27 protein-coding genes are annotated in these 26,077 nt (G+C 45.1%); 7 read left to right on the top strand and 20 right to left on the bottom strand.

What is annotated here, in order from left to right:
* The first annotated feature begins 211 nt into the window (after positions 1 to 211).
* A complete protein-coding gene (gene fdhD, locus ACUM5Y_RS05270) occupies positions 212 to 1,045 on the top strand; it encodes a formate dehydrogenase accessory sulfurtransferase FdhD (protein WP_445975819.1) in 834 nt (277 codons plus the stop codon).
* Positions 1,042 to 3,369, top strand: a complete 2,328-nt coding sequence (locus ACUM5Y_RS05265; RefSeq protein ID WP_445975818.1) for an FdhF/YdeP family oxidoreductase — start codon at positions 1,042 to 1,044, stop codon at positions 3,367 to 3,369. The genes fdhD and ACUM5Y_RS05265 overlap by 4 nt, the downstream gene beginning before the upstream one ends.
* Before the next feature lie 58 nt (positions 3,370 to 3,427).
* Here the strand turns inward: ACUM5Y_RS05265 and ACUM5Y_RS05260 are convergent, their stop codons facing one another.
* On the bottom strand, positions 3,428 to 4,549 hold the full coding sequence (locus tag ACUM5Y_RS05260) for an extracellular solute-binding protein (RefSeq protein ID WP_445975817.1): 1,122 nt from the start codon (positions 4,547 to 4,549) through the stop codon (positions 3,428 to 3,430).
* A 63-nt stretch (positions 4,550 to 4,612) separates the two neighbouring features.
* Positions 4,613 to 5,953: a glutamine synthetase family protein gene (locus tag ACUM5Y_RS05255; protein ID WP_445975816.1), complete on the bottom strand. Its 1,341-nt coding sequence runs from the start codon at positions 5,951 to 5,953 to the stop codon at positions 4,613 to 4,615.
* Between the two features lie 221 nt (positions 5,954 to 6,174).
* Here ACUM5Y_RS05255 and ACUM5Y_RS05250 point away from each other — a divergent pair, with 221 nt between their 5' ends.
* Together ACUM5Y_RS05250 and ACUM5Y_RS05245 are read left to right on the top strand one after the other, a co-directional pair.
* Positions 6,175 to 7,458 (top strand): NAD(P)/FAD-dependent oxidoreductase, encoded by a 1,284-nt coding sequence (locus ACUM5Y_RS05250; RefSeq protein WP_445975815.1) that lies wholly within the window; start codon positions 6,175 to 6,177, stop codon positions 7,456 to 7,458.
* Positions 7,459 to 7,495: 37 nt separating this feature from the next.
* Positions 7,496 to 7,810 carry a hypothetical protein gene (locus ACUM5Y_RS05245; protein ID WP_445975814.1) on the top strand — a complete coding sequence of 105 codons (315 nt, stop codon included), beginning with the start codon at positions 7,496 to 7,498 and terminating at the stop codon, positions 7,808 to 7,810.
* Positions 7,811 to 7,859: 49 nt separating this feature from the next.
* Here ACUM5Y_RS05245 and ACUM5Y_RS05240 read toward each other — a convergent pair whose 3' ends face one another.
* A complete protein-coding gene (locus tag ACUM5Y_RS05240) occupies positions 7,860 to 9,179 on the bottom strand; it encodes a methyl-accepting chemotaxis protein (RefSeq protein ID WP_445975813.1) in 1,320 nt (439 codons plus the stop codon).
* 429 nt (positions 9,180 to 9,608) lie between these two features.
* Between ACUM5Y_RS05240 and ACUM5Y_RS05235 the strand changes: the two genes are divergently transcribed.
* Positions 9,609 to 10,601, top strand: coding sequence for a 2-hydroxyacid dehydrogenase (locus ACUM5Y_RS05235; RefSeq protein WP_445975812.1), 993 nt, complete (start codon positions 9,609 to 9,611; stop codon positions 10,599 to 10,601).
* 41 nt (positions 10,602 to 10,642) lie between these two features.
* Here the strand turns inward: ACUM5Y_RS05235 and ACUM5Y_RS05230 are convergent, their stop codons facing one another.
* Genes ACUM5Y_RS05230 through ACUM5Y_RS05205 form a run of 6 tightly spaced genes read right to left on the bottom strand, consistent with a single transcriptional unit; the run spans position 10,643 to position 16,607 of the window.
* On the bottom strand, positions 10,643 to 10,909 hold the full coding sequence (locus tag ACUM5Y_RS05230) for an amphi-Trp domain-containing protein (protein WP_445975811.1): 267 nt from the start codon (positions 10,907 to 10,909) through the stop codon (positions 10,643 to 10,645).
* A gap of 5 nt (positions 10,910 to 10,914) precedes the next feature.
* A complete protein-coding gene (locus ACUM5Y_RS05225) occupies positions 10,915 to 12,240 on the bottom strand; it encodes a metallophosphoesterase (RefSeq protein ID WP_445975810.1) in 1,326 nt (441 codons plus the stop codon).
* Positions 12,241 to 12,265: 25 nt separating this feature from the next.
* Entirely contained in the window at positions 12,266 to 12,952 is a 687-nt protein-coding gene (locus ACUM5Y_RS05220; RefSeq protein WP_445975809.1) for a histidine phosphatase family protein, read from the bottom strand.
* Entirely contained in the window at positions 12,949 to 14,043 is a 1,095-nt protein-coding gene (locus ACUM5Y_RS05215) for an HprK-related kinase B (protein WP_445975808.1), read from the bottom strand. The genes ACUM5Y_RS05220 and ACUM5Y_RS05215 overlap by 4 nt, the downstream gene beginning before the upstream one ends.
* A gap of 1 nt (position 14,044) precedes the next feature.
* Positions 14,045 to 14,977, bottom strand: a complete 933-nt coding sequence (locus tag ACUM5Y_RS05210) for a GAK system ATP-grasp enzyme (RefSeq protein ID WP_445975807.1) — start codon at positions 14,975 to 14,977, stop codon at positions 14,045 to 14,047.
* Positions 14,970 to 16,607, bottom strand: a complete 1,638-nt coding sequence (locus ACUM5Y_RS05205) for a phosphotransferase (protein ID WP_445975806.1) — start codon at positions 16,605 to 16,607, stop codon at positions 14,970 to 14,972. Before ACUM5Y_RS05205 ends, ACUM5Y_RS05210 begins: the two co-directional genes overlap by 8 nt.
* 136 nt (positions 16,608 to 16,743) lie before the next feature.
* Here ACUM5Y_RS05205 and ACUM5Y_RS05200 point away from each other — a divergent pair, with 136 nt between their 5' ends.
* Positions 16,744 to 17,604: an inositol monophosphatase family protein gene (locus ACUM5Y_RS05200; protein WP_445975805.1), complete on the top strand. Its 861-nt coding sequence runs from the start codon at positions 16,744 to 16,746 to the stop codon at positions 17,602 to 17,604.
* A 70-nt stretch (positions 17,605 to 17,674) separates the two neighbouring features.
* On the opposite strand, the gene ACUM5Y_RS05195 is transcribed toward ACUM5Y_RS05200, so the two are convergent.
* From ACUM5Y_RS05195 to ACUM5Y_RS05155, 9 genes are all read right to left on the bottom strand, one after another.
* The gene (locus ACUM5Y_RS05195; protein ID WP_445975804.1) at positions 17,675 to 18,298 is read right to left on the bottom strand and encodes a TetR/AcrR family transcriptional regulator; all 624 of its coding nucleotides are present in this window, start codon (positions 18,296 to 18,298) and stop codon (positions 17,675 to 17,677) included.
* 70 nt (positions 18,299 to 18,368) lie between these two features.
* Positions 18,369 to 18,737, bottom strand: coding sequence for a DUF2750 domain-containing protein (locus ACUM5Y_RS05190; RefSeq protein WP_445975803.1), 369 nt, complete (start codon positions 18,735 to 18,737; stop codon positions 18,369 to 18,371).
* A 41-nt stretch (positions 18,738 to 18,778) separates the two neighbouring features.
* On the bottom strand, positions 18,779 to 19,468 hold the full coding sequence (locus tag ACUM5Y_RS05185; protein ID WP_445975802.1) for a 16S rRNA pseudouridine(516) synthase: 690 nt from the start codon (positions 19,466 to 19,468) through the stop codon (positions 18,779 to 18,781).
* Between the two features lie 24 nt (positions 19,469 to 19,492).
* Positions 19,493 to 20,023, bottom strand: a complete 531-nt coding sequence (locus ACUM5Y_RS05180) for a GNAT family N-acetyltransferase (RefSeq protein ID WP_445975801.1) — start codon at positions 20,021 to 20,023, stop codon at positions 19,493 to 19,495.
* A gap of 154 nt (positions 20,024 to 20,177) precedes the next feature.
* Positions 20,178 to 20,798 carry a YitT family protein gene (locus ACUM5Y_RS05175; protein ID WP_445975800.1) on the bottom strand — a complete coding sequence of 207 codons (621 nt, stop codon included), beginning with the start codon at positions 20,796 to 20,798 and terminating at the stop codon, positions 20,178 to 20,180.
* Positions 20,799 to 20,956: 158 nt separating this feature from the next.
* On the bottom strand, positions 20,957 to 21,265 hold the full coding sequence (locus ACUM5Y_RS05170) for a S24/S26 family peptidase (protein WP_445975799.1): 309 nt from the start codon (positions 21,263 to 21,265) through the stop codon (positions 20,957 to 20,959).
* 25 nt (positions 21,266 to 21,290) lie between these two features.
* The gene (gene sodN, locus ACUM5Y_RS05165) at positions 21,291 to 21,794 is read right to left on the bottom strand and encodes a superoxide dismutase, Ni (protein WP_445975798.1); all 504 of its coding nucleotides are present in this window, start codon (positions 21,792 to 21,794) and stop codon (positions 21,291 to 21,293) included.
* Between the two features lie 3 nt (positions 21,795 to 21,797).
* Positions 21,798 to 22,001 (bottom strand): hypothetical protein, encoded by a 204-nt coding sequence (locus ACUM5Y_RS05160; RefSeq protein WP_445975797.1) that lies wholly within the window; start codon positions 21,999 to 22,001, stop codon positions 21,798 to 21,800.
* A gap of 38 nt (positions 22,002 to 22,039) precedes the next feature.
* Positions 22,040 to 22,483 (bottom strand): DUF2753 family protein, encoded by a 444-nt coding sequence (locus tag ACUM5Y_RS05155; RefSeq protein WP_445975796.1) that lies wholly within the window; start codon positions 22,481 to 22,483, stop codon positions 22,040 to 22,042.
* A 633-nt stretch (positions 22,484 to 23,116) separates the two neighbouring features.
* On the opposite strand from ACUM5Y_RS05155, the gene ACUM5Y_RS05150 reads away from it, so the two are divergent.
* Positions 23,117 to 23,704 (top strand): hypothetical protein, encoded by a 588-nt coding sequence (locus tag ACUM5Y_RS05150; RefSeq protein ID WP_445975795.1) that lies wholly within the window; start codon positions 23,117 to 23,119, stop codon positions 23,702 to 23,704.
* 59 nt (positions 23,705 to 23,763) lie between these two features.
* Here the strand turns inward: ACUM5Y_RS05150 and ACUM5Y_RS05145 are convergent, their stop codons facing one another.
* Together ACUM5Y_RS05145 and ACUM5Y_RS05140 are read right to left on the bottom strand one after the other, a co-directional pair.
* The gene (locus ACUM5Y_RS05145; protein ID WP_445975794.1) at positions 23,764 to 24,783 is read right to left on the bottom strand and encodes a histone deacetylase family protein; all 1,020 of its coding nucleotides are present in this window, start codon (positions 24,781 to 24,783) and stop codon (positions 23,764 to 23,766) included.
* Between the two features lie 32 nt (positions 24,784 to 24,815).
* Positions 24,816 to 26,072, bottom strand: a complete 1,257-nt coding sequence (locus ACUM5Y_RS05140; protein WP_445975793.1) for a M20 family metallo-hydrolase — start codon at positions 26,070 to 26,072, stop codon at positions 24,816 to 24,818.
* Positions 26,073 to 26,077: the final 5 nt, after the last annotated feature.

The following is a 26,077-nucleotide window of genomic DNA, read 5'->3' as shown; positions in this document are numbered from 1 at the left end:
CTCGTTCTGACTACGCGAAATAGCGGAATAAAAGGTAAATCTGTTTTCTTTGCTGTTTAGTGACAGATACGACCAAGGGTTAAACAATAACGTCAAGACTTGGCAAACGGGTTTGTTTGCCAAGATGATAATCAAGTAACATAGCCCCCTGTTTTTCGAACGAAATTACAAGCTGTTAGCTTGAACAAACATCCTCTATTGGCGGTAATGCATGAGCTCTTCCAAAACAAACTCTTATCAATCATTGGCCTGTGACAAGAGTTCATGGCAAGTCACGCCAGCGGTTAATATCGAGCTTGTTGATGAAGTCGCTGCCGCCATCAGCATTAATGGCATTGCCACAGCTGTGATGATGGTCAGCCCAAATGACCTCAAACCTTTTGCCCTAGGCTTTGCTCTCAGTGAAGGCTTTATCGAGCACGCCACAGATGTTCGGGATCTTGAAATTCACTTCCCAGATAGCGATGCTCTCGTCTCACAGCTGACCATCGAGCTAACCATCAGCCCGAGAATGTTTCGTCTGTTTAAACAATCCCAACAAGTAAGGCTGGGGGCTTCAGGTTGCGGCCTGTGCGGCACTGAGTCTTTAGCTCAAGCTTTTCCTAAATTACCTGCCCTTAGCGCTTGTACTGACATTGCACCGAGCGATTTATCGCAAGCAAGATCATTGCTTAATCAGCACCAAGAGCTAGCCCATACAACTGGGGCGATCCACGCAGCCTTGCTACTTTCTCCCCGGGGTGAAGTCATTGTCTGCATGGAAGATATTGGCCGTCACAATGCACTGGATAAAGTCATAGGTTATGCTCTTTCTAATGGCCTTCAACTTCATGATCACAGTGTTATTATGTCTAGCCGTTGCAGTACTGAGCTGGTACAAAAAGCCGTCAAGGCAAAGCTTTCAAGGCTTATTCACCTAGCCTCCCCGAGCCATCAAGCTGTGACCATGGCTCGACATTATGGTTTGGTGTTGATCCATTTACCCAAGCAAGATAGCCCGCGTTTATACGCTCCCATTAACCCATTCAAGGACGCATCACGATGAGTAAAAAATTAGATTTTTTTAGCCCTTATAAAGGACCTGCAGGCGGCTGGGGGGCTTTGCAAAGTACCACCAAGCATTGGCTAAAAAGTGATAATGCGGTGCGTAACATTAACACCCTACTCAAGACTAACCAGCCCCACGGCTTTGACTGCCCGGGCTGTGCTTGGGGAGAAAAACACGACCCTTCGAAAATCCGTTTCTGTGAGAACGGTGCCAAAGCGGTGAACTGGGAGGCCACTTCTCGACGGGTAGACAAAGCCTTTTTTGAACAACACAGTGTGTCTTGGTTACGCAGCCAAAGTGACTATTTCTTAGAATACCAAGGACGACTCACTGAACCTATGCGTTACAACCCCCACACTGACCACTATGAAGCCATCAGCTGGGATAAGGCTTACGAGCTCATCGCGACCACCTTGAAACAGCAATCCGATCCAGATCAGGTTGCCTTTTACACTTCTGGTCGTGCCAGCAACGAAGCGGCATTTCTCTATCAGTTGTTTGCCAGAGCCTATGGCACAAATAACTTTCCAGATTGTTCCAACATGTGCCATGAAGCCAGTGGTTATGCCTTAACCTCTAGTATCGGTATTGGCAAAGGAACGGTTTCCATTGAAGACTTTGAAGAAGCCGATGCGATTTTTGTGTTCGGTCAAAACCCTGGTACTAACCACCCTCGCATGCTCGAAACCTTACGAGAAGCCGTGAGCCGTGGTGTCGACCTTATTAGTTTTAACACGTTACAAGAGCGTGGCTTAGAGCGTTTCCAAAACCCTCAAAAGCCGATAGAAATGCTTACCAATGGCTCTAAGCCCACTAATACCGCGTATTTATGCCCTAAAATTGGCGGCGACATGGCTCTGATTCGAGGCATAGTTAAAGTCTTGATCGAATTGGAAGCGACTGCTCAACAAGCAGGCAAAGCAGTTTTTGACCACGAATTTATCATCAATCACACCCAAGGTATGGACAGCTACCTTGCTCAAGTTGAAGCCACACCTTGGGAGCACATACTGGAGCAATCCGGTGTCACCGAAGAGCAAATCCGCTACTGCGCTCAGGTGTACGCCAATGCAAAATCCGTTATCTGCACTTGGGCCATGGGCATCACGCAGCATCATCACTCGGTCCCCACTATCCATGAGATTGTGAATTTACTGGCTTTAAGAGGCAATCTAGGCAAACCCGGTGCTGGAGCCTGTCCAGTAAGGGGTCACAGTAATGTACAAGGGGATCGCACCATGGGCATCAATGAGCGCCCTTCTCCAGCTTTTTTAAGCGCGATGGAAAAGCACTTTAATTTCACCCCTCCGCAAAAGCCTGGCTTGGCTGTGGTGGATACCATTAAAGCCATGGCAGATAACAAGGTGAAAGTCTTTATTGCCCTAGGAGGCAATTTTGCAGCCGCCACCCCAGACACACAGGCAACCAAACAAGCCTTGAGCCAATGCGATCTGAGCGTACAAATTAGTACCAAGCTTAATCGCTCGCACCTTATTCCGGGCAAGCAAGCCCTCATCCTACCTTGTTTGGGGCGAACCGATTTAGACCAACAAAAGGCAGGTCCTCAGAAAGTCACAGTGGAAGACTCCTTCAGTATGGTGCACGCATCAGGTGGCGTATTGAGCCCTTTGAGTACAGATCAATTGTCTGAACCTGCTGTTATCGCTGGCATGGCCAAAGCCACTCTAGGCAATTTTCCAATTGATTGGCAAGCAGCGGTAGATGATTACGATGTGATACGTGAGTACATAGCGGCCGTGATACCGGGTTTTAAAGATTTTAACCAACGCATTTTGCAAGAAGGCGGTTTTTATTTGGGCAATAGTGCCCGCCAGCGCCAATGGAATACGCCTGCTAAGAAGGCTATTTTGCATACCCACTCTTTACCAGAAAGTATTTTACCGAAGCGTGCTCAAGCCCTTAGAAACCAGCGTACCTTGATCATGCAGACATTGCGCTCTCACGATCAGTACAACACCACCATCTATGGCATGGACGACCGCTATCGAGGCATTAAAGGGGAGCGCAAAGTCGTCTTTATTAACCCTGCAGACATTCAGCGATTGGGCTTTCAAGAAGGCCAGCGAGTGAATTTACGTTCTTTATGGGATGATCAAGTGGAACGTAAAGTAGAAGGCTTTATTTTGGTTCCCTACAATATTCCAGCGGGCAACATCGCTGCCTATTACCCAGAAACCAATCCACTGGTGCCGCTAGACAGTTATGGTGAGTTCAGCCATACCCCAACGTCGAAAAGCATCGCCATAGAGCTTGAAGCCCATTACGCTGACAATTCGCTCAATCTCGTGCAGAATTCCTAACTGCCAGACATAAAAATGCCCGCTCCCTGTAAAGGCAGCGGGCATTTTATTTACTGAGTTACTTGCCGGTTTTTAGGTTTGTCCAAAAACGCGTCATCAGTCTCTCGATTCTTGCCCCACGAAGCTTCTGTGTGAAAAAGCGCTCTTTCACTTGAGCTGATGGGTAAATACCTGGGTTAGTCGAAATTTCCTGATCCTGTAGGTCGGTTGCCAACATATTTGGGTTAGCATAGGCCACATAGTTGGTGATTTCAGCAATCACTTCAGGCTCCATTAGGTAGTTAATAAAGGTGTGGGCGTTATCCGCATTTTCAGCACCTTTTGGAATGGCAAGCATATCAAACCAGATTTGTGTGCCTTCATCCGGAATGCTGTAAGCAACCTCAACCCCATTCTCCGCTTCAATCGCACGGTCTTGGGCTTGAATCACATCGCCAGACCAACCAATGGCCACACAGATATCACCATTAGCCAGCGCACTGATATATTGGGATGAGTGGAACTGAGTCACGTAAGGACGCACACTTTTCAGCAGTTGAGCCGGTGCGCTGTCCAGAGCATAGTCTTTAGGACTACGACTATTAGGGTCCATACCTAGGTAATTAAGCGCCAGCGGGTAAAGCTCATCTGGTGAATCTAAGAACATCACGCCACACTCTTGTAGCTTGGCCATATTCTCTGGTTTAAACACCAAGTCCCAGCTGTTTACTGGCGCATCTTCCCCTAAAACCGCTTTGACCATAGCAGGGTTATAACCAATACCCGTGGTTCCCCATAAATAAGGCATACCATGGGCATTACCTGGGTCTACCGCTTCTAAATAAGCTAACAACTCAGGGTCAATGTTTTTGCCATTCGGTAATTTATCTTTGTCCAGTGTCTGAAAAACCCCAGCTTGGATTTGACGCCCCATAAAAGACGCCGTCGGCACCACAAGATCATAGCCAGAACCACCCGCTAACAGCTTGGCTTCTAACACTTCGTTACTGTCAAAGACATCGGCAATGACTTTAATACCGGTACGCTCTTCAAAATCAGCGATGGTATTTTCACCAATATAGTCCGACCAGTTATAGAACTTAAGTTCTTCTTGAGCTAGACCTGCAGCCGGTACCACAATGGCGGCACTGGCAATGATGGGCATCATGGTTTTACACAAACGAAAAGCGGTGTTCTTCATACTGTCCTACCTCTGATTCAAAGTTAAATTAAACGTCCATTCCAAGTAATACTCTGTCACGCCTTACACATTCAGCAGTAGATGCTCTCTTTCCCACGAACTGATGACCATGTTAAAGGTTTCAAATTCTGACTTCTTAACGCCAATGTAAGCATCGACAAAGCTTTGTCCCATGATTTCACAAATCTCTGGGCAGTCTTCTAAAAGTCTTAACGCTTCTTCTAGGGTACGGGACAACTCCACGTTATCGTGGTCCATGGCCGCCGCTCCTGTAATTGGTTCCGTCGGACGCAACTTCTCTTTAAGCCCTAAATAACCACAAGCCAAACTCGCAGCAATGGCTAAATAAGGGTTACAGTCTGCCCCAGGGAAGCGGTTTTCAATGCGTGTTCCTTCGGCACTGGCCACTGGCACTCGTAGGCCTGTGGTGCGGTTATCTATGCCCCATTTCATATTCACTGGTGCTGCCATTTCTGGGGCAAAACGACGGTAGGAATTCACGTTTGGCGCAAAGAAGCTAATGGCGCTAGGGGTGTATTTCTGTAACCCACCCATGTAGTGATAGAAGGCATCACTGAACTCGCCATTTTCGGTAAAGATATTTTTACCCGTTTTAATATCCACGATACTTTGGTGAATATGCATGGCACTGCCAGGCTCATGCTGCATTGGTTTGGCCATGAAGGTCGCATAGACATCATGCTTTAAGGCGGTTTCACGTAAGGTGCGCTTAAACACAAACACCTGATCAGCAAGATCTAGAGCATCCCCATGGAGGAAGTTGATCTCCATTTGCGCCGCACCTGACTCGTGAATCAAGGTATCCACATCTAGGTCTTGGGCTTCGCAATAGGCGTACAATGTATCGATCACAGGGTTAAATTCATTTACCGCATCAATACTGTAAGAACGTCGAGCGGTTTCTCGGCGACCTGAACGGCCTGTCGCCGCTTTTAATTCATAATCAGGATCATCATTTTTTTGTACCAGATAGAACTCTACCTCTGGGGCGATGACTGGGCGTAGTCCTTCTTTTTCAAATAGCGCCAAGACACGACGTAAAATCGTACGGCTTGAAAGTGGGTGTAGATTCCCTTGGGTATCGTAACAATCGTTGATCAACTGGGCCGTTGGCTCATCTGCCCAAGGCACAATTCGTAAGGTGTTGGTATCAGGCACCAGAATCATGTCACGGTCTCTGGCATCCACTATGTCGTAGTGGTTGTAGGCCCAGTCACCTGTCACACTTTGTACTAAAACTGTTTCGGGTAGTCGTCCGCCATTTTCTGCTAAAAACTTACGAGTCGGGTAAAATTTCCCCCGAGCGTTCCCTGTCATATCCGCTAATGTAGACTCGATTTCTGTAATTGAATGCTTTTTCAGAAAATCTTCTAACACACCCATGAATCACCTTTCGTTTAGTTAAGAGGCTTATATGAATAACACATTGCTGTCGCGAGAAAATATACCCACTTAGGGGTAGCTACTTTCGATGCATTATTTAGTTTAATTGAGCAAGTTTAGTGCCATTATCTTGAGAACGAGAACTTCTTTATGGTCTAAAAAACGCTTAACATGGAGAAAATAACTTCTCTTATTCGCTCATTTTTTGCTGGGTCTTTATTATGAAAAACCAAGGTTTTGAGCAATCTTATTATGCCCATAGCGCCAACCAAAACCTAACCTTTTACACGCTAAATGATAGTCATGAAACCGATGTTTGCATTATTGGCGCTGGTTATACAGGGCTTTCAGCGGCCATACACCTGGCGAAAAAAGGTTATCGCGTCAGCTTGCTAGAAGCGCATAAAATCGGCACAGGTGCCTCTGGCCGAAACGGTGGCCAGATTTGCCAGGGGCTTAATATGTCCCATGACAAGCTGACGGAAAAATTAGGCCGCGACCATGCGGATGCCCTATGGCAAATGTCGGTGGAATCCGTAGACCTTGTTAAAGAATTAGTGGCAGAATTTAAGATTGATTGCGATCTGAAGTCGGGTCTATTACATGTGGCAAGTAAAGCCTCCCACGAAGAAGACGCACGACACACAATCGATTACCTCAACAAGGAACTAGACTACCCACAAGCAAGCTTTATTAACGCCCAAGATCTGTCACAAAAGCTTGGTACCAATAAATACTTTGGGGCGGAATATTACGCCGAAGGGGGCCACCTACACCCTCATAATTACGCACTAGGCTTAGCAAAAGCGGCCCAGCAGCTTGGGGTGAAGATTTTCCAAGACAGCCCAGTAATGGATTATCAGGGGGGCCAGAAGCCGCAAGTGAATTGTGCGAAAGCTACTGTCAAAGCCGACTACTTACTCTTCGCCTGCAATGGTTACCTGGGCAAACTCAATCCCATTGCCGCCAAAAAAATCATGCCGATTAATAACTTTATCCTCGCTACTGAACCTCTGCCTGAGACGATTTACAATGCAATAAATCCAGATGATTTAGCGGTTGCGGATTCCAAGTTTGTGGTGAACTACTTTCGATTATCGGCTGATAAACGCATGCTGTGGGGAGGAGGCGAAAACTATTCATCCCGCTTCCCAAAAGATATCGCCAGCTTTGTAAAAAAGCACATGCTAGAGGTGTATCCGCAATTAAAAGCTTTTAAAATTGATTACAGTTGGGGCGGCACTTTAGCCATAACGCTTAACAGAATGCCCTATTTTGGTCGACAAGAAGGCAATACCTTTGTTGCCCAAGGTTATTCCGGTCATGGGGTCGCGATGGCAACACTGGGGGGAAAGCTGATGGCAGAGGCGGTGAGCGGCACAGCAGAACGCTTTGATGTTTTCGCCAATGTGCCCAACCATAATTTCCCAGGTGGTACTTTGCTAAGGTGGCCTGGATTGGTTTCCGGTATGCTGTATTATAAATTAAGAGATAAACTCTCTTAACTAAATCACAAGCGTGCTTTTAAAAGGAGTTAAGCTCATGCAAAAATCATTGATTATGTGTCTGGCACTTGGGCTGGCTGGATGCAGTTCATTAAGAGATAAATCCATGCACCTTTCCCCAGGTCTCACCAAAAAAGAAACCTTGGAAATAGTCGGTGCTCCAGAGTTACGCTCTTTTATGGGTAGTACCGAAGTTTGGCAATACACAGGCTTCATTGATTTTCAGCATTGCACTTATTTGACCCTATGGTTCCAAGGAGGCTTACTTGACAGCCTGACGACCACGCAAAAAGAAACCTCAGACAGCTGCCAATCCCAACTCCAGCCTATTCACCTAAACAGCGCCCAATAAAAAAGCCTTTGCGAAAGCAAAGGCTTATAAAGAGACATTATAAATCTGCTTATTTACTAAATTGTGAAGCAAACTCCTCAACACAATTAACTACCTTCTTAGCACCTTCTTGAATTTCAATGATAACTTCACCGGCTTGGCTAGATAGGCTTAAGCCCTTCTCAGCTTGATCTTTACCTGTGTTCACTAACGCCACGGCTTTTTCTGCTAAGACTTGGTTTTTCTCGACCACACCAACAATTTCTTCTGTGGCGGCACTGGTGCGGGAAGCCAACTGTCTAACTTCATCTGCAACCACAGCAAAGCCACGACCTTGCTCCCCAGCACGGGCCGCTTCAATGGCGGCATTTAGTGCCAACAAGTTAGTTTGATCGGCGATGCCTTGAATACTCTGAATAATTTGACCAACCTGCTGAGACTGTTTATCCAACTCAGCAATACCTTCCGCCGCTTCTGCCATTTGAGCAGAAAGCTGACGCATAACTTCTACTGTCTCGTTAACCACGGCACTGCCTTTGCGGGCACAGGCATCTGTGTCTTGGGAGGTTGAAAAGGCAATGTCAGCTGCATTCGACATAGCTTGCTCACGCTTCACTTGCTCAGTGATAACCGTTGCAAATTTAACGACTTTGTAGAGCTTGCCTTCAATGTCTGATATCGGATTATAAGAGGCCTCTAACCAAACGATCTCACCGGCACTGTTTACCCGTTTAAAGCGTTGCGCAATAAACTTACCCTCATTTAGCGTTTCCCAAAATTGGCGATATTCCTCGGAATTGGCTTCGCTTTCTTCACAAAACATCTTGTGATGCTTACCTTGGATCTGCGCTAGGGAGTAACCCATACTTTGTAAGAATAAATCGTTGGCAGTGCGCACATGACCAGAAAGATCAAATTCAATGGTCGCGGTGGAACGTTTTAGAGCAGAAATGAGGTTTTCATGTTCACGGGAAGTCGTGATAGTGCGGGTTAAATCATTACCATAAACGCTAAAGTGTTTTACTTTGCCTTCAGCACAAAAAACAGGCTGTAGAATAATACGTAACCAGGCTTCATAGCCATCCGCTCTTTCAACCTGCATGGCACCAGACCAATGCTTAGCGGATTTAAGCGCTTCAAGATAGTCGTGATAATGGGCAGTATTACGGGAGCTCATGCGGACCAAATCGGCTAACTCTCTACCAATAAAGCTTGCGCCATCAGAATAACCAATCGCACGATAGCAAATTTCATTGATTGAAGTGATTCTGCCATGCGCATCTAAGGTGCAGGACAGCATTTCTGTCTCTAAGCTATCGGTAACTTGCTGAAAGGAAAGAACCTCTTCTTTTAAACTCTTTATCTCATCGTGCAAATGTTTATTGAACATATCATTTCCCTAAATACTTCACCGAATAAAGCCCACGTTTAACGATTAAACTTACTAATAGTAAGTTATTTAACCACTTCCATTAACTTAATATTACCTGTCTTAACGACCTTAATTCCAGCTTTACAATTAAAAATAATTATATTCTTACATAACGCTACATTATATTTAACGCTTAGATAAGCCATAGCGGGTGTTTTTGATTAAGCGGAGCTCGTCTTCCGAAAGGAAAAAATACCCCCTAATTCCATGAGTAAAGTGACACACTGTATTACACCTTATTTAATTGCTAAACACTTTAACGCTCTATTCGTCTTGGTTTAAAAGATTTTAAAGCTTGCTTTGGGTCAATACTTAATCAACTAAGCCACCCATGAAATACTATTCGTATTAGAGTTAGTACATCTTGAGATTGAAACTGGAGTCATCATGCGAGTCGCTGTTTTTTCCTGTAAACCTTACGATATACGAACCCTTACAAATCAAGCAAAAGGTTTGGAAGTCGAGCTGTCGTTTTTTGAAAGCAAGCTCTGTGAAGAAACCACAAGTTTGGTACAAGGTTATGACGCTGTGTCTTGCTTTGTTAACGACGTGATCAATTCTAAGGTGCTTTATCAGCTATCAGAACAAGGTATTAAAGCGGTTGTACTGCGCTGTGCAGGCTATAACAATGTAGATCTTGATTGCGCTAAAAATCTCGGCATTGAGGTTTATCATGTGCCCGATTACAGCCCAACCTCCGTCGCTGAACATGCCCTAGCTCTAATCATGACCCTCAATAGAAAGACACACCGTGCTTACCATAGAGTGAAAGAAGGCAACTTTGCCCTTGAGGGACTGTTAGGTTTTAACTTACAAGGGAAAACCGTTGGTTGCATTGGGACAGGCCGAATTGGGCAAGCGTTTTGTCGCATTATGAATGGCTTTGGCTGTCAGGTACTTTGCTATGACATAGAACCTAACCAAGAATTGATGGATTTAGGCTGTGAATATACGGATTTAGATACCCTCTTTGCCAACAGCCAAATCATCAGTTTGCATTGCCCACTGAATGCTTCTACTCATCACCTTATTAACCAACAAACCCTCGAAAAAATGCGTGATGGGGTTATGCTGATCAATACCAGTCGAGGTGCCCTTGTCCATGCACAAGACGCTATCCAAGGGTTATACAGTGGCAAAATTGGCTATCTCGGGTTAGATGTTTACGAATATGAGGGCTCGCTGTTTTTCGAAGACATGTCCTCAGACATAATCCAAGACAGTGTTTTCCAGCTTCTTCTTACCTTCCCTAACGTGGTGGTGACAGGACATCAAGGCTACTTTACTGAAGAAGCGCTCGCTCATATTGCTCAAACGACACTGGAGAACATTACCAGCTTAGAAGAGCACAAGGATCGCACTGGTTATCGACTGGCATAACACTAATGATCCTAGGAAATTAGTATGTCCTAGGGTCATTTTTAACTGCTGATTTTCGGCAAGTCTTTACTTAGCTTTTTGGGCTGTTTTTCCCAACGGATTTTAATGTCCACTTGTTGTCTATCATCTTCTTCTGCGGCTGTGACCTTCAGATACAGCAAGCCTTCTGGCTGCAGACTTAACATGCCTTTATCATCACTAAACTCTAACTTGCCCTTGCCAAGCCCTTTAGAAAGAGACTTTAACAACTCTTGCACATCTTCTGCGTCGAGCAAGGCTTCGTGTTTGAACTCTGTTTTCGACTTCATCTTTGTTATCCGTATATTTGGCGTAATGCTTGAGGTTTCATCACTTTCGCCGTGGGGTAATCACAACTGATACCGATTAAACCTTGGCGCTTGTTAATCAAGGTAGCACCTATGCCGTAACTGTCTAGCCCTTCACTGCGGCGGGAATGTTCATCTAAGGTGATGTCCGCTTCCACATGAATCAGACCTTTCTTCACTGTGACTCTTTGCCCCTGCTGTCGGTTCACATGCCCCTGTACCACCACATGAATCCCAGCTTTATGGATGGCTTTGACGCCACGTTCAGTGAGTGGCAAGTCGGCATCTCGGTACTTGGTACGGAAGGTATTGGCGATAGAGCTGTAATAAAAACCAAATAAATCACGATGTTTCAGGTTTCGATGGAAGGCTTTATTCGCGTACTTGATGCCGCTTTTTAGCAATAATTCCCCCATGGTATCGTCCAAGCCCGCGTGTAAAAACAAGAAGGAGCCGCGTTTTTCCACCAGCTTCATTTTGCGGAAGAACCAAGCAAACTCGCCTTTTTTATGTAGAAACAGTTTTTGGCACATGAGAGAAGCCGCATACACATGTCTGAGGGACAAGCCCGCAGCCAAGCAGTGATTTTCAAAGCTTTGTACTTTAGAGCGCATTTTACGCACTTCCCGATCAATACCTTCCGCCGTCAATTGACCTGCAGCATGGTAAGGAAAAGCTTCGAACCATTTATCATTGGGAAACAAAATATCGCGACAAGTATCTTCATCTGGAATTTTTTTGTCCCACTTGGTGTCCGCCAAATACTGTTCAAACACTTCTTTAAATAATGGCACTACTTTTTTCCCCATGCGCACGAAGAAATGTTGGTTACCAATGTCTTTTTTGCGCGCTAAAGCCAATAAGCCCATGATCAAACGTAGGTCATGATTGCCTGCTAGCAAGGTAACTCGAGCTTTTAAACGATACAGCTGCTTTACACTGCGCAATAACGCTAAGTTACTTGGTCCTTTATCCAGACAGTCCCCACCGATAATGATCTCCGTTTTGCGGCCAGATTTGGTGAGCTTGAGTTTGCCCAGCCCAGTTTTACGTTGGGTAGCAACACCAGCCGCGATAAGGGAAGCTTCAAACGCTGTAGCATCCGCATGAGGGTCAGAAATAAACACCACAGGACGTTTAGGCCATGCCAGCTTGCTCTTTTTGAGCGTTTTGCCTGGCGTGTTTACAGAAGTTCTCGCCATGGCATTACTTGAGCCACTGTCTTGGGGCCATGCCGTCCACTCATTAGGGAGGCGAGCAATAATCTCTGCGTGTTCGGGTTTATCGTTAATTTGGGGTAATGGGCTTCGCATGGGTTAAACCTATGTGTATACGTTGTTAATCAGGTACGTCTTGGGCCTGACGCTGTTTCCATTGGCCATAAATTGGGCCACTAGCAGACAAGTCATCGGCAAACGCAAATACAACGGGATGCCCATAAAACATGCTAAGCTTTTTAATATCACTTAAGGAAATAACATCTAGATGGTAAGCGGCATGGCGAATCGACGCCCCGTGTCCCACGATCAATTTAATGTTATTTCCCGCTTGTTGATGCCAGTGACGAAGGTGGTTGGCCACTCGTTCACCAGCGTCCAATAAGGACTCAGCGCCATCAAAAGGCAGCTTATAAGTACTCATGGATTTCCAGTTTTCTGGCGGAGTGCTGTATCTAGGATCCAGCTCAATTATCCGCTCTATTTCTGCAATATCTAAATTCGCTACCGCTCCGACACTGCGCTCACATAATTCAGCATAGCTGTTTATCTGGGCAGGTTCGGTAAAGAACTCACTGAGCTCTTGGCGATAAATGTCGGCTGTTTGCCAAGCCCTTAGCAAGGTTGAAGAGTCAATGATGGGATCAAGCTGCGCCCCATCAGCCTTTAGCCAGCGAGCAAACTCTCTGGCTTGTTGACGCACTTCCTCCTCACCCGCTTCGGTGAGAGGGTAAGGTTGCAAAGCACTCGGCACATTTTTAAGTTGCTCATAGGCTCCATGGCGTATTAAAGCGCAGCGTTTCATCATGACTTGTCTAACTCCGCGATAAGCTCAAAGGCTTTATCAAAATCGATACGCCCTGACAGACGATATACCTTCACAGACTGCAAGGCGGCACAGTATTTCTCGACAGAATCGCATTCGGTTAAGGCTTTAAAGTCCCCTTCATCGTCTTGATAAAAAGGCCCTGGACGTTTACGAAGGCCTTCAATGGCATCAGGCTCTTGATTTAGATCAACCAAGTTCAACTGAGTCGGCTGAGCTTCATTTAACGTCCAATCAAGCATAATCAGATTTTTCAGCTTACCGGTTAAGGTAACGCGACCTGGACCATACTCATCTTCAATTTGCACATCGTATTTCTGCTCTAACACCCAAAGCTCTTGTTGAGTAAGTGCCTGCACAGCTACTTGTTGGTCATCTGGCAAAATATGTTTTAAGCGTTCTTGGTGCGAATGCAATAAGGTGCCCGGATTGACTCGCGGTAATTTCGCCACACCAATAGCATTGACTTGCTGGTCTGCCACCTGCATCAATAATCTGTCATTAGTCAAAAACTGTCGACGACTGTCTTCTAAGCAGCGCAGCATCAAGGTCGATTTACCGCCACCAGAGCCTGCCGCAATGGCCGTGACATCACCATCGATGCAATAACCAGAAGCATGGCCAAGTAAGCAGTCTTGGCGTAAATAGGTATTGATAAACTGGTTGTTCACAAAGTTGATAATCTGCGCAAGATTGTCCAAACAAGGGCCCACTACCACGGGGTCACGCTGACGCTGTAGCATTAACATGCCAGTTTTAAATTTCTTGATCCAACGACCAGCCGTGCTGTCTAAATAGCCTTCTTTTTTACCTTGTTTTCCCGCTTCTCTCGGCACATCTAACCAATCCAGAGAGTCCTCAACTGCTGGCTGATGTATAGCGTACACATTGATGGTTTTTGTGGTCTCGCCAACGATCAGATAACTTTTGTAATAATCTTTTAACTCATCCAAAAGCGACTTTTCATTTGTATGAACCACAACTTTTAAGCCACCAAACACCAAGCTCGCTTGATGCTGACAGTCTGCCATCGCCAATTTAATTTGATGATTATCAAGAGGGTTTGTCAGCATATTATTTCTCCACCTGAGCCAGTGCATACTGGGCATACGCTTCGGCCGCATCGACACCACAACCTTCTTTAGCGCCTTTAAAACCACCAAATGCAGATACTTCAAAGACCACTGGCCCTTGATCAGTTAAGGCAATATCAACGGTTGTGAAGCTCATGTCATAACACGCTTGCGCACGTCGACCTAACTCGATAAGCGCCTCGTCTGCTTCATATTTTTCATAACGTCCGCCACTATGAATGGTTGTGTTCCAAGCATCACCGCCCGCCACTCGTGCATAAGTACACAAGTATTCACCGCCCAAGAAGACCATGCCAAGATCACGGCCATTCAGGTCTAGAGCTTCTTGTATGTAGTAAATAGAGTTATGTTCTAAATATTCAGCCAACTGTTCTTTGACTACTTCATCTGAATCTTTTTCACCCAGTATCAACATGCCTCGAGCCTTGGTTGAGTACAAGGGCTTTAAAATGGCTGAACCGTATTCACGAACCGTCTCGAAAGCTAATTGTGCAGACTCGGTTACTCGAGTCTTAGGCATAGGAATATCACCTTGGTGCAAAGCCAATGTACCGCTCAAGCGATTGATCAACTTGTCCATGCTTTGAGTCGGGCTAAATACCTTTACTCCTAGCTTTTCTAAATGAGAAAGCAGGTGGATACGATCTTCAGTGCTTGGGGAGTAAACTTCACTGATTTTCTTCACAATCAAGCCATCTAGAGTGGACAAATCTAGTCCCTGCCACATGACCTGATTAGTGTCTAAACGCAGCTCAACATCTTTCATATCAATGACTGCTCGAAAGCCAGTTTTGGCCTCAAGACGATCGGCCAGCACTTCCGTTGACCATTTGCCCGGTATCCCTACGACGCCTATACGCTTCTTGCGACCATTAGCCTCGACACTTTCTTGCAACGCAGAGGGATTACTCAAAATACAGCTCCTTTAAGGGAATTTTAAATGTTAGTTCTTCGTCTGGACTCAGCGCGGCTAAACGTTCTAACAAATAGCGCGCTCTTAAATGCATACGTGACGCTAACTTTTTATCAAAAATAAATCGTGTTGACGTGGCAAAGGATCGAGCCAGCCCAGCAGCCAATCTAAGTTCAAAATATTTATCATCATGACGTTTTGCAAAGCGTTGAGCAAACAGATAAATCTCCTTGGCGGAATCCATCATCAGTGCTCGGGTAGAACCACTCAACACTTGTAAGCGGTAGATGGACACCATTAATACTGAGATATCTTGCACATAGTCAAAGTAGCTAGAACGGTGTAAATCTATAAAATAGATACGCTGGGCTGCATCGTCATAGATCAGGTTGTCGACGTTAAAATCACCGTGAATCAAGACTGAAAACGGTGCTTTCCAACTGGTTTCTAGCTTTTCCACCTGCGCAACTAAATCATCAAAAGAAGCGGATACATAACCACATAAGTTATGCTCCTCGGTGAAAAACTTAGGATGAACCTTGCTGCTGTCAGGCAAGCGTTTTGCTAACTGACGCATGAATTTTGGATTACAAGACTCGTTAGTATGAGTCTTTTCCCAAATGTTCTTTAGGGTATCAAAAAGTGCCTTGAGGGCAGCGGCAACACTGCGGTTTTTCTCACCCAGTAATAAGGCTTCTAAAGTCTTACCCGGCATATGTTCAATTAATAATGCTGAAGTATCCTTACTCGGTTGGCTGTGAGAAAGTACATCCGGCGCCAACTTTGGATCCACATCACGCCACTGCTTTACGCCCTGCACTTCTTCGGCAATTTTTTCCTGATCACCCTCTTTGTAAACCGCCAGTACTTCACCATCCAGTTTCTTTTTATGGCTAATAGTGGCAATGGCACTGCCCGAACGGGTTAGCGCTAAGCGCCTTACTTTTAGGTCGCTCAAACTGTAGTTCAATGAAGAGGCCGTAGCGCGCAGGTGATCATAGTTTTGTAAGGAAACCACCTGGCCAAGATCGGCTTTGATCAGCGCCTCCCCCACCATGGCTAAGCGCGAGATAATGTTTTTCAAACAGTAACTGGCGAGTAACGCCGCTCGTAGCTGCTCATCGCTTAATGTGTTTTTAGCGGCCAAGGTGACTTGTTGAATTTCCTCATAGGCACTGAGCATACTTTGCACTCGACGCCCAAGCTTGATCCCTGTGCGGCGGTGAGACTTTTCCATACCCAGTTTTACTAGACGGATAGAACGTTGAATGCGGCGCACTAGCTCATGGCAAAGCGTGCTTGCTGGAGCTTGGTAAGCTTGTGGTAAGGTCGCTTCTTCTAGGCAGTTTAGAAAGTCATTAGAAATGCTATCCAGCACGTGAGCTAAGCTTCGAAAGGCCTCGACCCGCATATAGAAAGCCGTACCCGGTTTTCTTCGTTCGATCAGCTGAGCACATTCTTTTTCCATTTTTTCCCGCAGGGTTTGCACGTAGCCGCGACGCGAACGCATACGCAGCAGTAAATCAGGCGAATGACTGCTGTAAAATAGTTCTGCTAGCTGACAATGATTTTCTATTTCATTTAAAAGAAAATGCAGGTTCTCTTGGACTGCCGAGGCAGATGTTGGCATGATTAACTTCCACTAAGTTTTCATATAACTATACCCGAACCGTAACATTGATTGGTTACGATTCAGTTAAACTATACCTTTTTAGTTAAAAAAACGAATTGCGCTTTTATCTTTGTGTTTTAAGGAGTGACCACAAATGAATCTTGAGCAGAGCAGCCAGCATCAACTCATAGATATCGTACGTCGTGCAGGACAACAGGTCGTCATGCCCAACTTTCGACAACTCAATCATGGGGATGTGGCGGTCAAAACCAGCGTGAGCGACTTAGTGACCATTGCGGATCAAGCCAGTGAAGACTTCATTAGCGCAGAAATTAAAAAGTATTTCCCAGATTGGGCCATTGTTGGCGAGGAAGCGGTCGCCGCGGATCCAAACACGACAGACTTAATTAGCAGCGCCAAAACCTGTGTCATCATTGACCCTATAGACGGCACTTGGAACTTTGCCCATGGCATTGCCGACTTCGGCATTATTTTGGCTGTGGTCGTCGAAGGCACCACTCGCTTTGGTCTACTTTATGATCCAGTGAATGATGATTGGATCTACGCCAACCAAGGAGAAGGGGCGTTTTATCAGCGCACTCTAATGCACGAGCAAGGTAAGGCAGCCATCAAAGACTTAGAACAAGCACCTTTGGCTTTACAGGTGAGCGCCGAAGAAGACCTCAGCAAGTTAGCCGGTATTATGTCGATTCACTCCTACACAGGAGCGAAGAAACAAGACTTTGCCCTTAAAGCGACCAAGTTTGCTCGCATTAATAACCTGCCCTCCTGCCCAGCGTATCGACAACTTTCTCAGGGGCATTTTCACTTTAGCCTGACCTACAAGATGATGCCTTGGGATCATGCTGCTGGCGTGCTGATTTATACTGAAGCGGGTGGGGTTTGCAGAACACTCCAAGGGGAAGAATATTCACCCAGCATGCTGGATGGAGAAATGTTAACCGCACAATCTGAACAACAATGGCAGGCCTTAGCCAAACACTTTAGAAGCTAACTTAGCCTCATGAAAAAAGGGCTGCTCGTCTTACAACGAGCAGCCCTTTTTTGTGCTCACACCTTTACAATCAAGCCTCTAGGCTTAAACCACAACCTTGCAAAATAATGGAGCTTACGGTATCGCCAATACGCTGTAGATGAGCTTCATCCATAGCATCGTCGCCACCTAGAGCCAATATTTGCGCTTCGAAATCAGCGTAGTGTTGCGTTGTCGCCCAGATCATATAGATCAAGCTGGCCGGCTCAATCGCGCGCATTTTGCCTGCTGCGATCCAAGCTTCGATTAGGGCTATGCGAGATTCAAACCAAGGGGATAATTCATCTTTTAAGTAATCCCCTATGTGATTTGCGCCGCCAATGACTTCCATGGCAAAGATACGTGAGGAACGACCTTTCGAGACACTAAAGGCGAGTTTAGTACGAATAAATTCATCGAGAACATGGGCAGGGTCATCGTTCACGGTTGCCCGTGAAAAAACATCGTTCCAGCCCGTTAGGATATTGTTTAATACTTCTTTATAAAGCTTTTCTTTGCTTTGAAAGTAATAGACGATATTTGCCTTCGGAAGCTCTGCTCGATCAGCAATATGCTGCAAACTAGCACCACTAAAGCCCTTTAAGCCAAACTCAATTTCTGCGGCATCTAGTATCTTTGCCAAGGTTTCAATACGATTCGCTTTGCGAGTACTCATGCTCAAACAATACCTTTCTTGTCATTCCATTATTATCTAACCTAGCAAGCCTCCACTGACGATGACAGTGTTAAGCAAACAATTCGGTCAACTCTTCTGCACTGGATAAACTGCCTTCGTCTTCTATGTTAGGAAACACAGCAACCGTAATTTTATCCATCGCCAAACTTGGTAACCATTGGCTTTTGAAAATGTCTAAACTGACAGCAACGGGTTCGCAATCTTCCCAATCTTCGATTGCCCATTGGCTGGCAAACTCTGCGTCTGGCCACACCATGACACAATCGCCGTCGTCGGTTTCCACCATCACAAAGCCTTCGTCGTTACTCAAGCTCCAAACGGTTTCTGTGGCTTTCGCTTGCTCAACAAAATAAGCTAAACGTTCGCTATCTGGAGCCACTAACAGCTGCACTCTTTCATCCATCGATAATTCTTTCATGGCATTACTCCCAGTAAAATAGTTAAACCTTGCAATAAATTTTAGAAGTAGGCCACTTCTTGTTCCGTGAGTTCACGAAACTCACCGGCTTGTAGTTCTGCATCCAGTGTCAGCTCACCAATTTGATCTCGATGCAGATTAACCACTCTGTTACCCACTGCCGCCAGCATACGTTTCACCTGATGATACTTACCTTCTTGAATGGTCAGGTAAATTTCCTGTTCCGCCAAACGCTGAGCTTTTGCTGGTAATGTGGCTTGGCTTTCGCCGTTGAGCATCACGCCCTCTTCAAGCGTCTGTAGTGCTTCATCACTGATGGGCTCAGCCAACATCATACGATAACGTTTATGACAAGCATTACGGGGAGAGGTAATTCGGTGCAGCCATTGTCCGTCTGTGGTTAATAACAACAAACCTGTGGTGTCTTTATCGAGACGTCCAACAATGTTCAGCCCTTGACCCAGATGGCTTGGCAGTAAATCCAGCACCGTTGGATGTTCCGCGTCGGTGTTTGCACAAACATAGCCAGCTGGTTTGTGCATCAGATAGTAACCCTCAGAAGGCCAAGCGAGCAGCTCGCCATCAAGACACACTTGATCCCCTTCCACTATGGTGTGATTGGCTTTTTTCACTTCCACACCATTGACGGTTACACGGCCTTTTGCCGCGGCTATTTTTGCTGCTTTACGTGCCAGATCGGTCACGTGGGATAGATAAAAATCAAGTCTCAAAAGAATCGCCTAGGCTATTTAAAATTAGGTAAACACTTCGTGTGTAGGTTCAATTTCTTTGTAAAAAAAGGTCGAATTATACAACATGCCATTTGCACTGCGTATATAACCCGGCACTTCCCCAAAGGGGATGTAGCCCATATTGACATACATATCATGGGCAATGTCGTCACTTCTTACTTCTAGGATGAGAAGCTGTCTTTGCATGGCGGCGGCAACGCGCTCGACCCCTTGCATTAGGACACTGCCAAGGCCATTTTCTCGTGCTTGAGTATGCACCATAAGCTTTTCAACATCGCAACGGTGCAAGGCATTGGCTTTCGGAGACATGGCAATCTGTACACTGCCTACCACCTTATCGTCTTCGCGAACCAAGAGTACTTGGCGACTATTTACTTGCAAATCATCATTCACAGACAGCCAATAAGCCTTGGCTTCAGATTCGCTCATGGGGGGTAAAAAACCTATGGGGGCACCGGAGTCAACGGCATCACATAGCAGCTCAATTAAATCCTCTAGATAAGGATTAAGATTATCGACTTTAAGCAGCTCCAAACTGATTTTCCTTCTATGCCTTTAGTAACGCTATGATACCCGACCTGCGCCATTGAAGGAATCAACTCGCCCGAGCAAAACGATATTGTCCAAAATATACGCAAAAAAGCGGCTCAATTGCCGCCTTTCTATTGAACATCGATAAATCTGTGCGTTAAACATTGCCCATGTAACGGCCAGGTTTGTGATTGACCGCAATGATCATGTTCAGCGCCACAGCACCAATAAATGAAATGGCGATCAGCATTACATCCATCACAAAGACAGATGTCAGCACTATCATGCAGTCAATGGCCATTTGAAACTTGCCCATAGAAATGCCATATTTTTCTGCCAGATAACGCGCCAAGATATTCACACCACCTAGGCTGGCGTTATGGCGGAACAGCATGAGAAAACCAACCCCCATTAAAAAGCCACCGGCCACACTTGCATAGATAGGATCTACATTCTCAAAGCTAACAAGCAGAGGTGTCACATCAGAAAAAACTGACAGGCAAAAGACCGCCAAAAAGGTTTTTAAGGTGAATTCCCAGCCGAAGTGCCAAATAGCTAAAGCATAAAAGGGAATATTGATCAGAAAAAAAGCCTGACCAAAAGAGAGCGGTGTCGAATATTGAATTAAGAATGCCAACCCAGCAGAACCGCCTGTTAGCAAGCCAGCTTGGGTAAAGAGGTTAACACCAAGGGCAATGATCATGGTGCCAATAATCATGGCTTGAGCATCTTCTAAGCGCGTGTGTTTTTTAGCCTGAGGTAACGTAGCGGACGACATTTCAAACTCCAGAAAGCAAATAACAGGAATGGGGTGAATTTGCCGAGATTTTAGTGAAACTGGCGGCTTAGGCCAACTGTCTGCCTGGGAGTCATTTTTAGAAAATTATAGAAAGTGTCTAGAAATCTAGACACTTTCTGGAGAGGACCAACATGAGCCTAATCCTTTACCAGCTTATGTTGGGCAGAAGCACAAATGCAGGTGATGACCTTACCCAGAATACGTCGTGGTGATACCCAACCAATACGTTCCGATAATAAACTTTGGTTGTTTTCACCACCCAACCAAAGTTGTCCATCCGGCGCAATGTGAAGAACTTTCTTCACGATAACGCCGTACAGTGCATGGTCAACCACCACCAGCTGTCCTGCCTTTAAAGAAGGATACCAACGACTGATTAGTACAAAATCCCCGTCTAATAGTCGCGGCGCCATACTTTCACCTTGAACTTTAATTAAGCGCAGCATTGCACCTCCCTGTTAGTGATCTTTACTAACCTTTTAGATCTGGGTAAACCACCTCTAATAGTGGTGGGTAAGGACAAGTACTACGATAAGTCGCCACGCCCTTGGTTAACCAAAATGCCTCAGCAAACTCATTGACCAGTTCAACCAGCTTTTCAGCTTCTTCTCTATCAACCGTTTGCTTGCATTTCGACGCTTGCATCATGATGCTGTGAGTCAAAGCGTGGGCATTTGGTACTTGCTCAAATTGTGGCCCTTTGAAGTAATCACCCCAAATGATACGTACGGCTTCTTTCACTTCACTGCTGGCTGTTTCTTTTTCACTAACCAAACGAGAAATTTGCGCGATATCGGCAACACCCAACGCTTCTTTTGCTTCAAGTTCTACGATCAGATCAATCAGACGAACACAGCTTAAAGCCGCCAGTTGAGCAGTAGACGGATCGTAGATTTTACAAGGAATGTCACAATGAGCTTGCGCCGTTTGAAAACCAATTACTTTATCTAGAGTTTTAATCACACTATGCATCATGTCTTATTTCTCCTTGCGATTACGGATACGAGACGTTTGTTTGTATACCAAACCACCAACGATCACTGTGCCAATGGCAACCATAGTGATGATATGAATTGGGTTGCTGGTCCAGTGAGAATGGTCATGACCTGGGTGAGCAAGTGCCACTTGGCTCGTTAGAACTGCAAGGCTTAACACCATGAGATTAGAAAGCAATTTTTTCATAAATAATCCTCTAAATTGAATAAAACCAAGTCAGCAAATTAATGCTGCACTGCCGAATTAGAATAAGACACCGCTTGGGTTAGCGCCTGTAGCAACGCCTTACTTTGAGAAGAGAACGCTTTACCGTGGCTCTGGGTAAACAACTCCCATTCAAAACGAATATGCGTACCCGTTCGGGAAATTAGATCACGTTGCTCTTCGGTAACATCGGTTCGAACTATGATGGTTTGCAGGAAGTTCACCGCTAACTCATATTGGCTGTTTGCAGAGATGAAATCTCCTAAAGCCGTGTATGACTCAGCGATATTAAGGAAGCTCACCACAGCGGCTGCCACAGCAGACTCTGCGTCCTTGTGAAAATCCTCCGTAAAAGAGAGTTCGGCTTGCGATAAAGCTTGGCGATTCAAATCCACCGCCTCTAGATAAGCATGGTTCGAATAAGCTCGGTTGGCCTGTCTGGTTAAGCGCTCCCAATGTTGCATCCTGTACCCCCATCAATCGTTCATGAAAACGTAATGAGAACCATTATTATATATAAAAAAATAAATATCCAGACATTTGAGAATAAATCTCATTAACAGGCTTTCTAATTGTCTAAGATGAATATAAGCAAAAGAGGAAAATGCTAGACCGTCATAACTGAATTGAGGTATCGCATAATTAAATTGTTTTCAACGTTGTTTTTTTTCGTAAAATTGACACAAAACTTAACATACCCTTCCATAAAAGGTATTCTTATTCGGCTTTGGACGGAGAATTGCTTATGTCAGGTTAATGCTGACTGTAGTTAAAATAATCCATGGTTCGTTAGATGTTAAAAAGTGTATTCTTTTACTAGGGACAGTAAAGGCTAAAACCTCTTCGTATACAGCGGTTTATGGAAAATCTGGCTGATATGTCTATTAGTTAAAAATGTACCAAAACCTAGCGTTCCTCATTTTGCTTAAGTTTTGCTCAGCTTATTACATGGTTCATCTGAGCTCTAAGCAGATAGATGTACTCCGCCAATTCGAATTCAATAAAACCACTCTTAACTAACACAACGAGAAAGTACTCTTGCTTGTGCTGGTCTTGTTTCATGCGTTAAAAATTGTCTAATTAAATAAGGATATTAAATGAAAAAAAGTATTGCGGTCGCTCTTTGTCTATGTGCTGGTAGTACCTTTGCGGAAGGCGTTAACTTTGGTGTTGAGGGAGGCGTCTTAACTTCAGATTTAGGCGCAGAAGATTTAGCCCAAACTTTAGCTGATTCTACGGGGCGAACCATTAAATATACAGAAGAGAAAGCAACTTCTTTCATTCGCCTTTATGCAGCATTTGAAGTATCAGAAAAAGTAGATTTAGAAGTTGGCTATTTTAACGCCTCATCTCTTGACGCTTCATTCACAGCTTTGGGGACAACAGCAACTATCGATGTAGGCGTTGAAGCAGCTGGATTTGACTATGGGTTGAGATACAAGCCCTCAGATAAGTTTTATTTGAAAGTAGGTTTACATCGCTCCGAAATCGAAGCAACTGTAGTTGGCGCCATATCTGGATATACAGTTACCTCAGCGACTATCAACCAAACAGGTACGGGAACATATTTTGGGGCTGGATTTATGCCAACAGAGCAACTATCTTTAGGATTCACTTACCTGTCAAACCTCGCTGGTGAATCAGATACCGGTGCCACTTTATTTTACGCTGGGTATCAGTTCTAGCTTATCAATACCACTTAACCCGTTAGAATTTTCTAACGGGTTAAAGTCAATTCTAGCAATTACGAAAAGGGGGTTAACACAGCAGCAAGGTTGCTACCTAATATTGGTGAAATATATCCACCTTCTTGAACAAAAAGCGTCGGTTTGTTTAGAGCTTTTACACGCTTACCAATCTCACCAAAGCCCTCTGTTGTTAAGCTCAACACAGCGAAGGGATCTTGTTCTGATGCGTCCAGACCTAGCGCAATAATCACTGCATCCGGAGCATATGCATCCAGTTGCTCAAGTGCGATATCTAGCGTTTCTAGAAACTCAGCATCCCCCGTACCTTCTGAAATGGGTAAATTTACATTATACCCGAAGCCTTCACCTTCCCCTTTTTCATGGGCATAGCCCCAATAATGTGGGTAGCAATAAGCCGGATCGGCGTGAATTGATAGTGTCATCACATCTTTTCGACGCCAGAAGATCGCCTGTGTTCCATTACCATGATGCAAATCTACATCCAAAATAGCCACGCGATTAAAATCTTTCAATAAACGCTGGGCTGCGATCGCGGAGTTATTTAGAAAACAAAATCCCGCGCCGCCATCACTAAAGGCATGATGCCCCGGTGGCCGACACACAGCATAAGCAGAGGTACATTCCTTGTTTGCCAGTGCATCAGCGGCACTAATCGCTGTTTGTGCAGAGGCATACACTCCTTTCCAAGTCCCCTCACCTAAGGGGCAAGAGGTATCCATTAAGTGCCAACCGACTTGACCAATAACATCTTTTGGGTATGTCGCCGCATAGCGACCAGGGTTACTCTTCGGGATAATTTCTTCGCTCGCATCTGGCAACTGCTTCCATTTGGCATACACAGAGCGAAGAAAATCCACATAATCTGGCGAATGTACTTCACTTATATAGGACAAACCAAAATCTTTCGCTGGGTTGATAGATATATTCAGATCCGTTAGAACCTGACGAAAAATATCCCCTCGCTCTGGTGTTTCCCGCGCAGGGATAGGCTTGCCATTTTTCATATAAAACTTGGGATCATGCTGACTCTGATCTTGATGATAGAAGGCTTTCATTAAACACTCTCCTTATGAAATTAGACCATTAGCTACTTAGAATTAGCCGACAAGATCAGCGCATTAAGAAGCACGTTACAGCCCTTTTCTAGCTGCTCTGGGCTGGTGTATTCTTTTTCGTTATGGCTTAAACCGTCTTCGGATGGCACAAAAATCATCGCCGTCGGTGCTACGCGACTCACATACACCGCATCATGACCTGCACCACTAATCAATTGATGTGCCTTATCTTGTGGATAGCTCGTTTGGCAGGCTTGTTTAATATTGGCAAGGCAGGCTTCATCAAAAGGACAAGGTGGTAAAGACCAAGTTTCCTTAATATCAATCTCTAAATTATGATGAAATGCGATGCGATGAATGGTCTCAAATGCTTTTGTTTGAAGTTCGTCCAATTCAGCTAACTTGCCTTCTCTAAGATCCAGAGAAAAACACACTTTGCCTGGAGAAACATTAGTCGAGGAATTAGGAATGGTTAATTCGCCAATAGTGCAGCGACTATCTTTACTATGTTGCCCAGCAATATTTGTTAATTCGGTAATCATTTCAGCGACACCGACTAGGGCATCGTTTCGCAGCTCCATTGGGCTTGGCCCTGCATGGCAGGAACGACCAACAACTTCCACATTGTACCAACGCATTCCCAAAACCCCAGCAACAACCCCTAGGTCAGTTCCTAAAGCTTCTAACACAGGTCCCTGTTCAATATGTAACTCGTAATATTGGTGGCATCCAGGATCTTCTTTACTCATTAGGTCCTGATATCCTAGACGCTCAAGCTCGGAACCTAGACTAATCCCTTGGGCGTCTTTGGTGGCTAAAATATCTTCGAGCTTAAAGACATTGGCATAAACACCAGAACCTAGCATTGCTGGCTTAAATCGAGCCCCCTCTTCATTTGTCCAAACCACGACTTCGATTGGACGTAATGTCTGAATGTTATTTTCAGAGAGACAACGAAGTGACTCAAGGCCAGCCAGACAGCCATAGACACCATCAAACTTACCGCCTGTGGGCTGCGTATCAAGATGGCTGCCCGTCATAACGGGGGCTAGGCTATTATCAATACCATCACGTCTTAGGAATAAGTTACCGATCGCGTCCACTCTTAGACTGCAACCAATGTCTTTTGCCCAGCCAACAAATAAATCTCTTGCTTGCTTATCTTTGTCCGTAAGGGCCAATCGGTGGCAACCACCGACTTTACTACCAGCCACTTCCGCGTGACCAATTTGGCCGATCTCCATAATGGAGTCCCATAGACGTTCACGATTACATTTTTCAACTGTCATAATAT

This window comes from Marinomonas dokdonensis (genome assembly GCF_052747885.1).
This window is presented reverse-complemented; position numbering and strand designations above follow the sequence as displayed.

Bases quoted from the DNA above. Each gene is read 5' to 3' on its own strand.
- ACUM5Y_RS05235 (WP_445975812.1), top strand. From the start codon at position 9,609: ATGCGAGTCGCTGTTTTTTCCTGTAAACCTTACGATATACGAACCCTT.
- ACUM5Y_RS05195 (WP_445975804.1), bottom strand. From the start codon at position 18,298: ATGAGTACTCGCAAAGCGAATCGTATTGAAACCTTGGCAAAGATACTA.
- ACUM5Y_RS05255 (WP_445975816.1), bottom strand. From the start codon at position 5,953: ATGGGTGTGTTAGAAGATTTTCTGAAAAAGCATTCAATTACAGAAATC.
- ACUM5Y_RS05140 (WP_445975793.1), bottom strand. From the start codon at position 26,072: ATGACAGTTGAAAAATGTAATCGTGAACGTCTATGGGACTCCATTATG.
- ACUM5Y_RS05215 (WP_445975808.1), bottom strand. From the start codon at position 14,043: ATGCTGACAAACCCTCTTGATAATCATCAAATTAAATTGGCGATGGCA.
- ACUM5Y_RS05155 (WP_445975796.1), bottom strand. From the start codon at position 22,483: ATGCAACATTGGGAGCGCTTAACCAGACAGGCCAACCGAGCTTATTCG.
- sodN (WP_445975798.1), bottom strand. From the start codon at position 21,794: ATGATGCATAGTGTGATTAAAACTCTAGATAAAGTAATTGGTTTTCAA.
- ACUM5Y_RS05175 (WP_445975800.1), bottom strand. From the start codon at position 20,798: ATGTCGTCCGCTACGTTACCTCAGGCTAAAAAACACACGCGCTTAGAA.
- ACUM5Y_RS05220 (WP_445975809.1), bottom strand. From the start codon at position 12,952: ATGATGAAACGCTGCGCTTTAATACGCCATGGAGCCTATGAGCAACTT.
- ACUM5Y_RS05150 (WP_445975795.1), top strand. From the start codon at position 23,117: ATGAAAAAAAGTATTGCGGTCGCTCTTTGTCTATGTGCTGGTAGTACC.
- ACUM5Y_RS05250 (WP_445975815.1), top strand. From the start codon at position 6,175: ATGAAAAACCAAGGTTTTGAGCAATCTTATTATGCCCATAGCGCCAAC.
- ACUM5Y_RS05190 (WP_445975803.1), bottom strand. From the start codon at position 18,737: ATGAAAGAATTATCGATGGATGAAAGAGTGCAGCTGTTAGTGGCTCCA.
- ACUM5Y_RS05240 (WP_445975813.1), bottom strand. From the start codon at position 9,179: ATGTTCAATAAACATTTGCACGATGAGATAAAGAGTTTAAAAGAAGAG.
- ACUM5Y_RS05200 (WP_445975805.1), top strand. From the start codon at position 16,744: ATGAATCTTGAGCAGAGCAGCCAGCATCAACTCATAGATATCGTACGT.
- ACUM5Y_RS05245 (WP_445975814.1), top strand. From the start codon at position 7,496: ATGCAAAAATCATTGATTATGTGTCTGGCACTTGGGCTGGCTGGATGC.
- ACUM5Y_RS05265 (WP_445975818.1), top strand. From the start codon at position 1,042: ATGAGTAAAAAATTAGATTTTTTTAGCCCTTATAAAGGACCTGCAGGC.
- ACUM5Y_RS05205 (WP_445975806.1), bottom strand. From the start codon at position 16,607: ATGCCAACATCTGCCTCGGCAGTCCAAGAGAACCTGCATTTTCTTTTA.
- ACUM5Y_RS05160 (WP_445975797.1), bottom strand. From the start codon at position 22,001: ATGAAAAAATTGCTTTCTAATCTCATGGTGTTAAGCCTTGCAGTTCTA.
- ACUM5Y_RS05225 (WP_445975810.1), bottom strand. From the start codon at position 12,240: ATGCGAAGCCCATTACCCCAAATTAACGATAAACCCGAACACGCAGAG.
- ACUM5Y_RS05145 (WP_445975794.1), bottom strand. From the start codon at position 24,783: ATGAAAGCCTTCTATCATCAAGATCAGAGTCAGCATGATCCCAAGTTT.
- ACUM5Y_RS05170 (WP_445975799.1), bottom strand. From the start codon at position 21,265: ATGCTGCGCTTAATTAAAGTTCAAGGTGAAAGTATGGCGCCGCGACTA.
- ACUM5Y_RS05230 (WP_445975811.1), bottom strand. From the start codon at position 10,909: ATGAAGTCGAAAACAGAGTTCAAACACGAAGCCTTGCTCGACGCAGAA.
- fdhD (WP_445975819.1), top strand. From the start codon at position 212: ATGAGCTCTTCCAAAACAAACTCTTATCAATCATTGGCCTGTGACAAG.
- ACUM5Y_RS05260 (WP_445975817.1), bottom strand. From the start codon at position 4,549: ATGAAGAACACCGCTTTTCGTTTGTGTAAAACCATGATGCCCATCATT.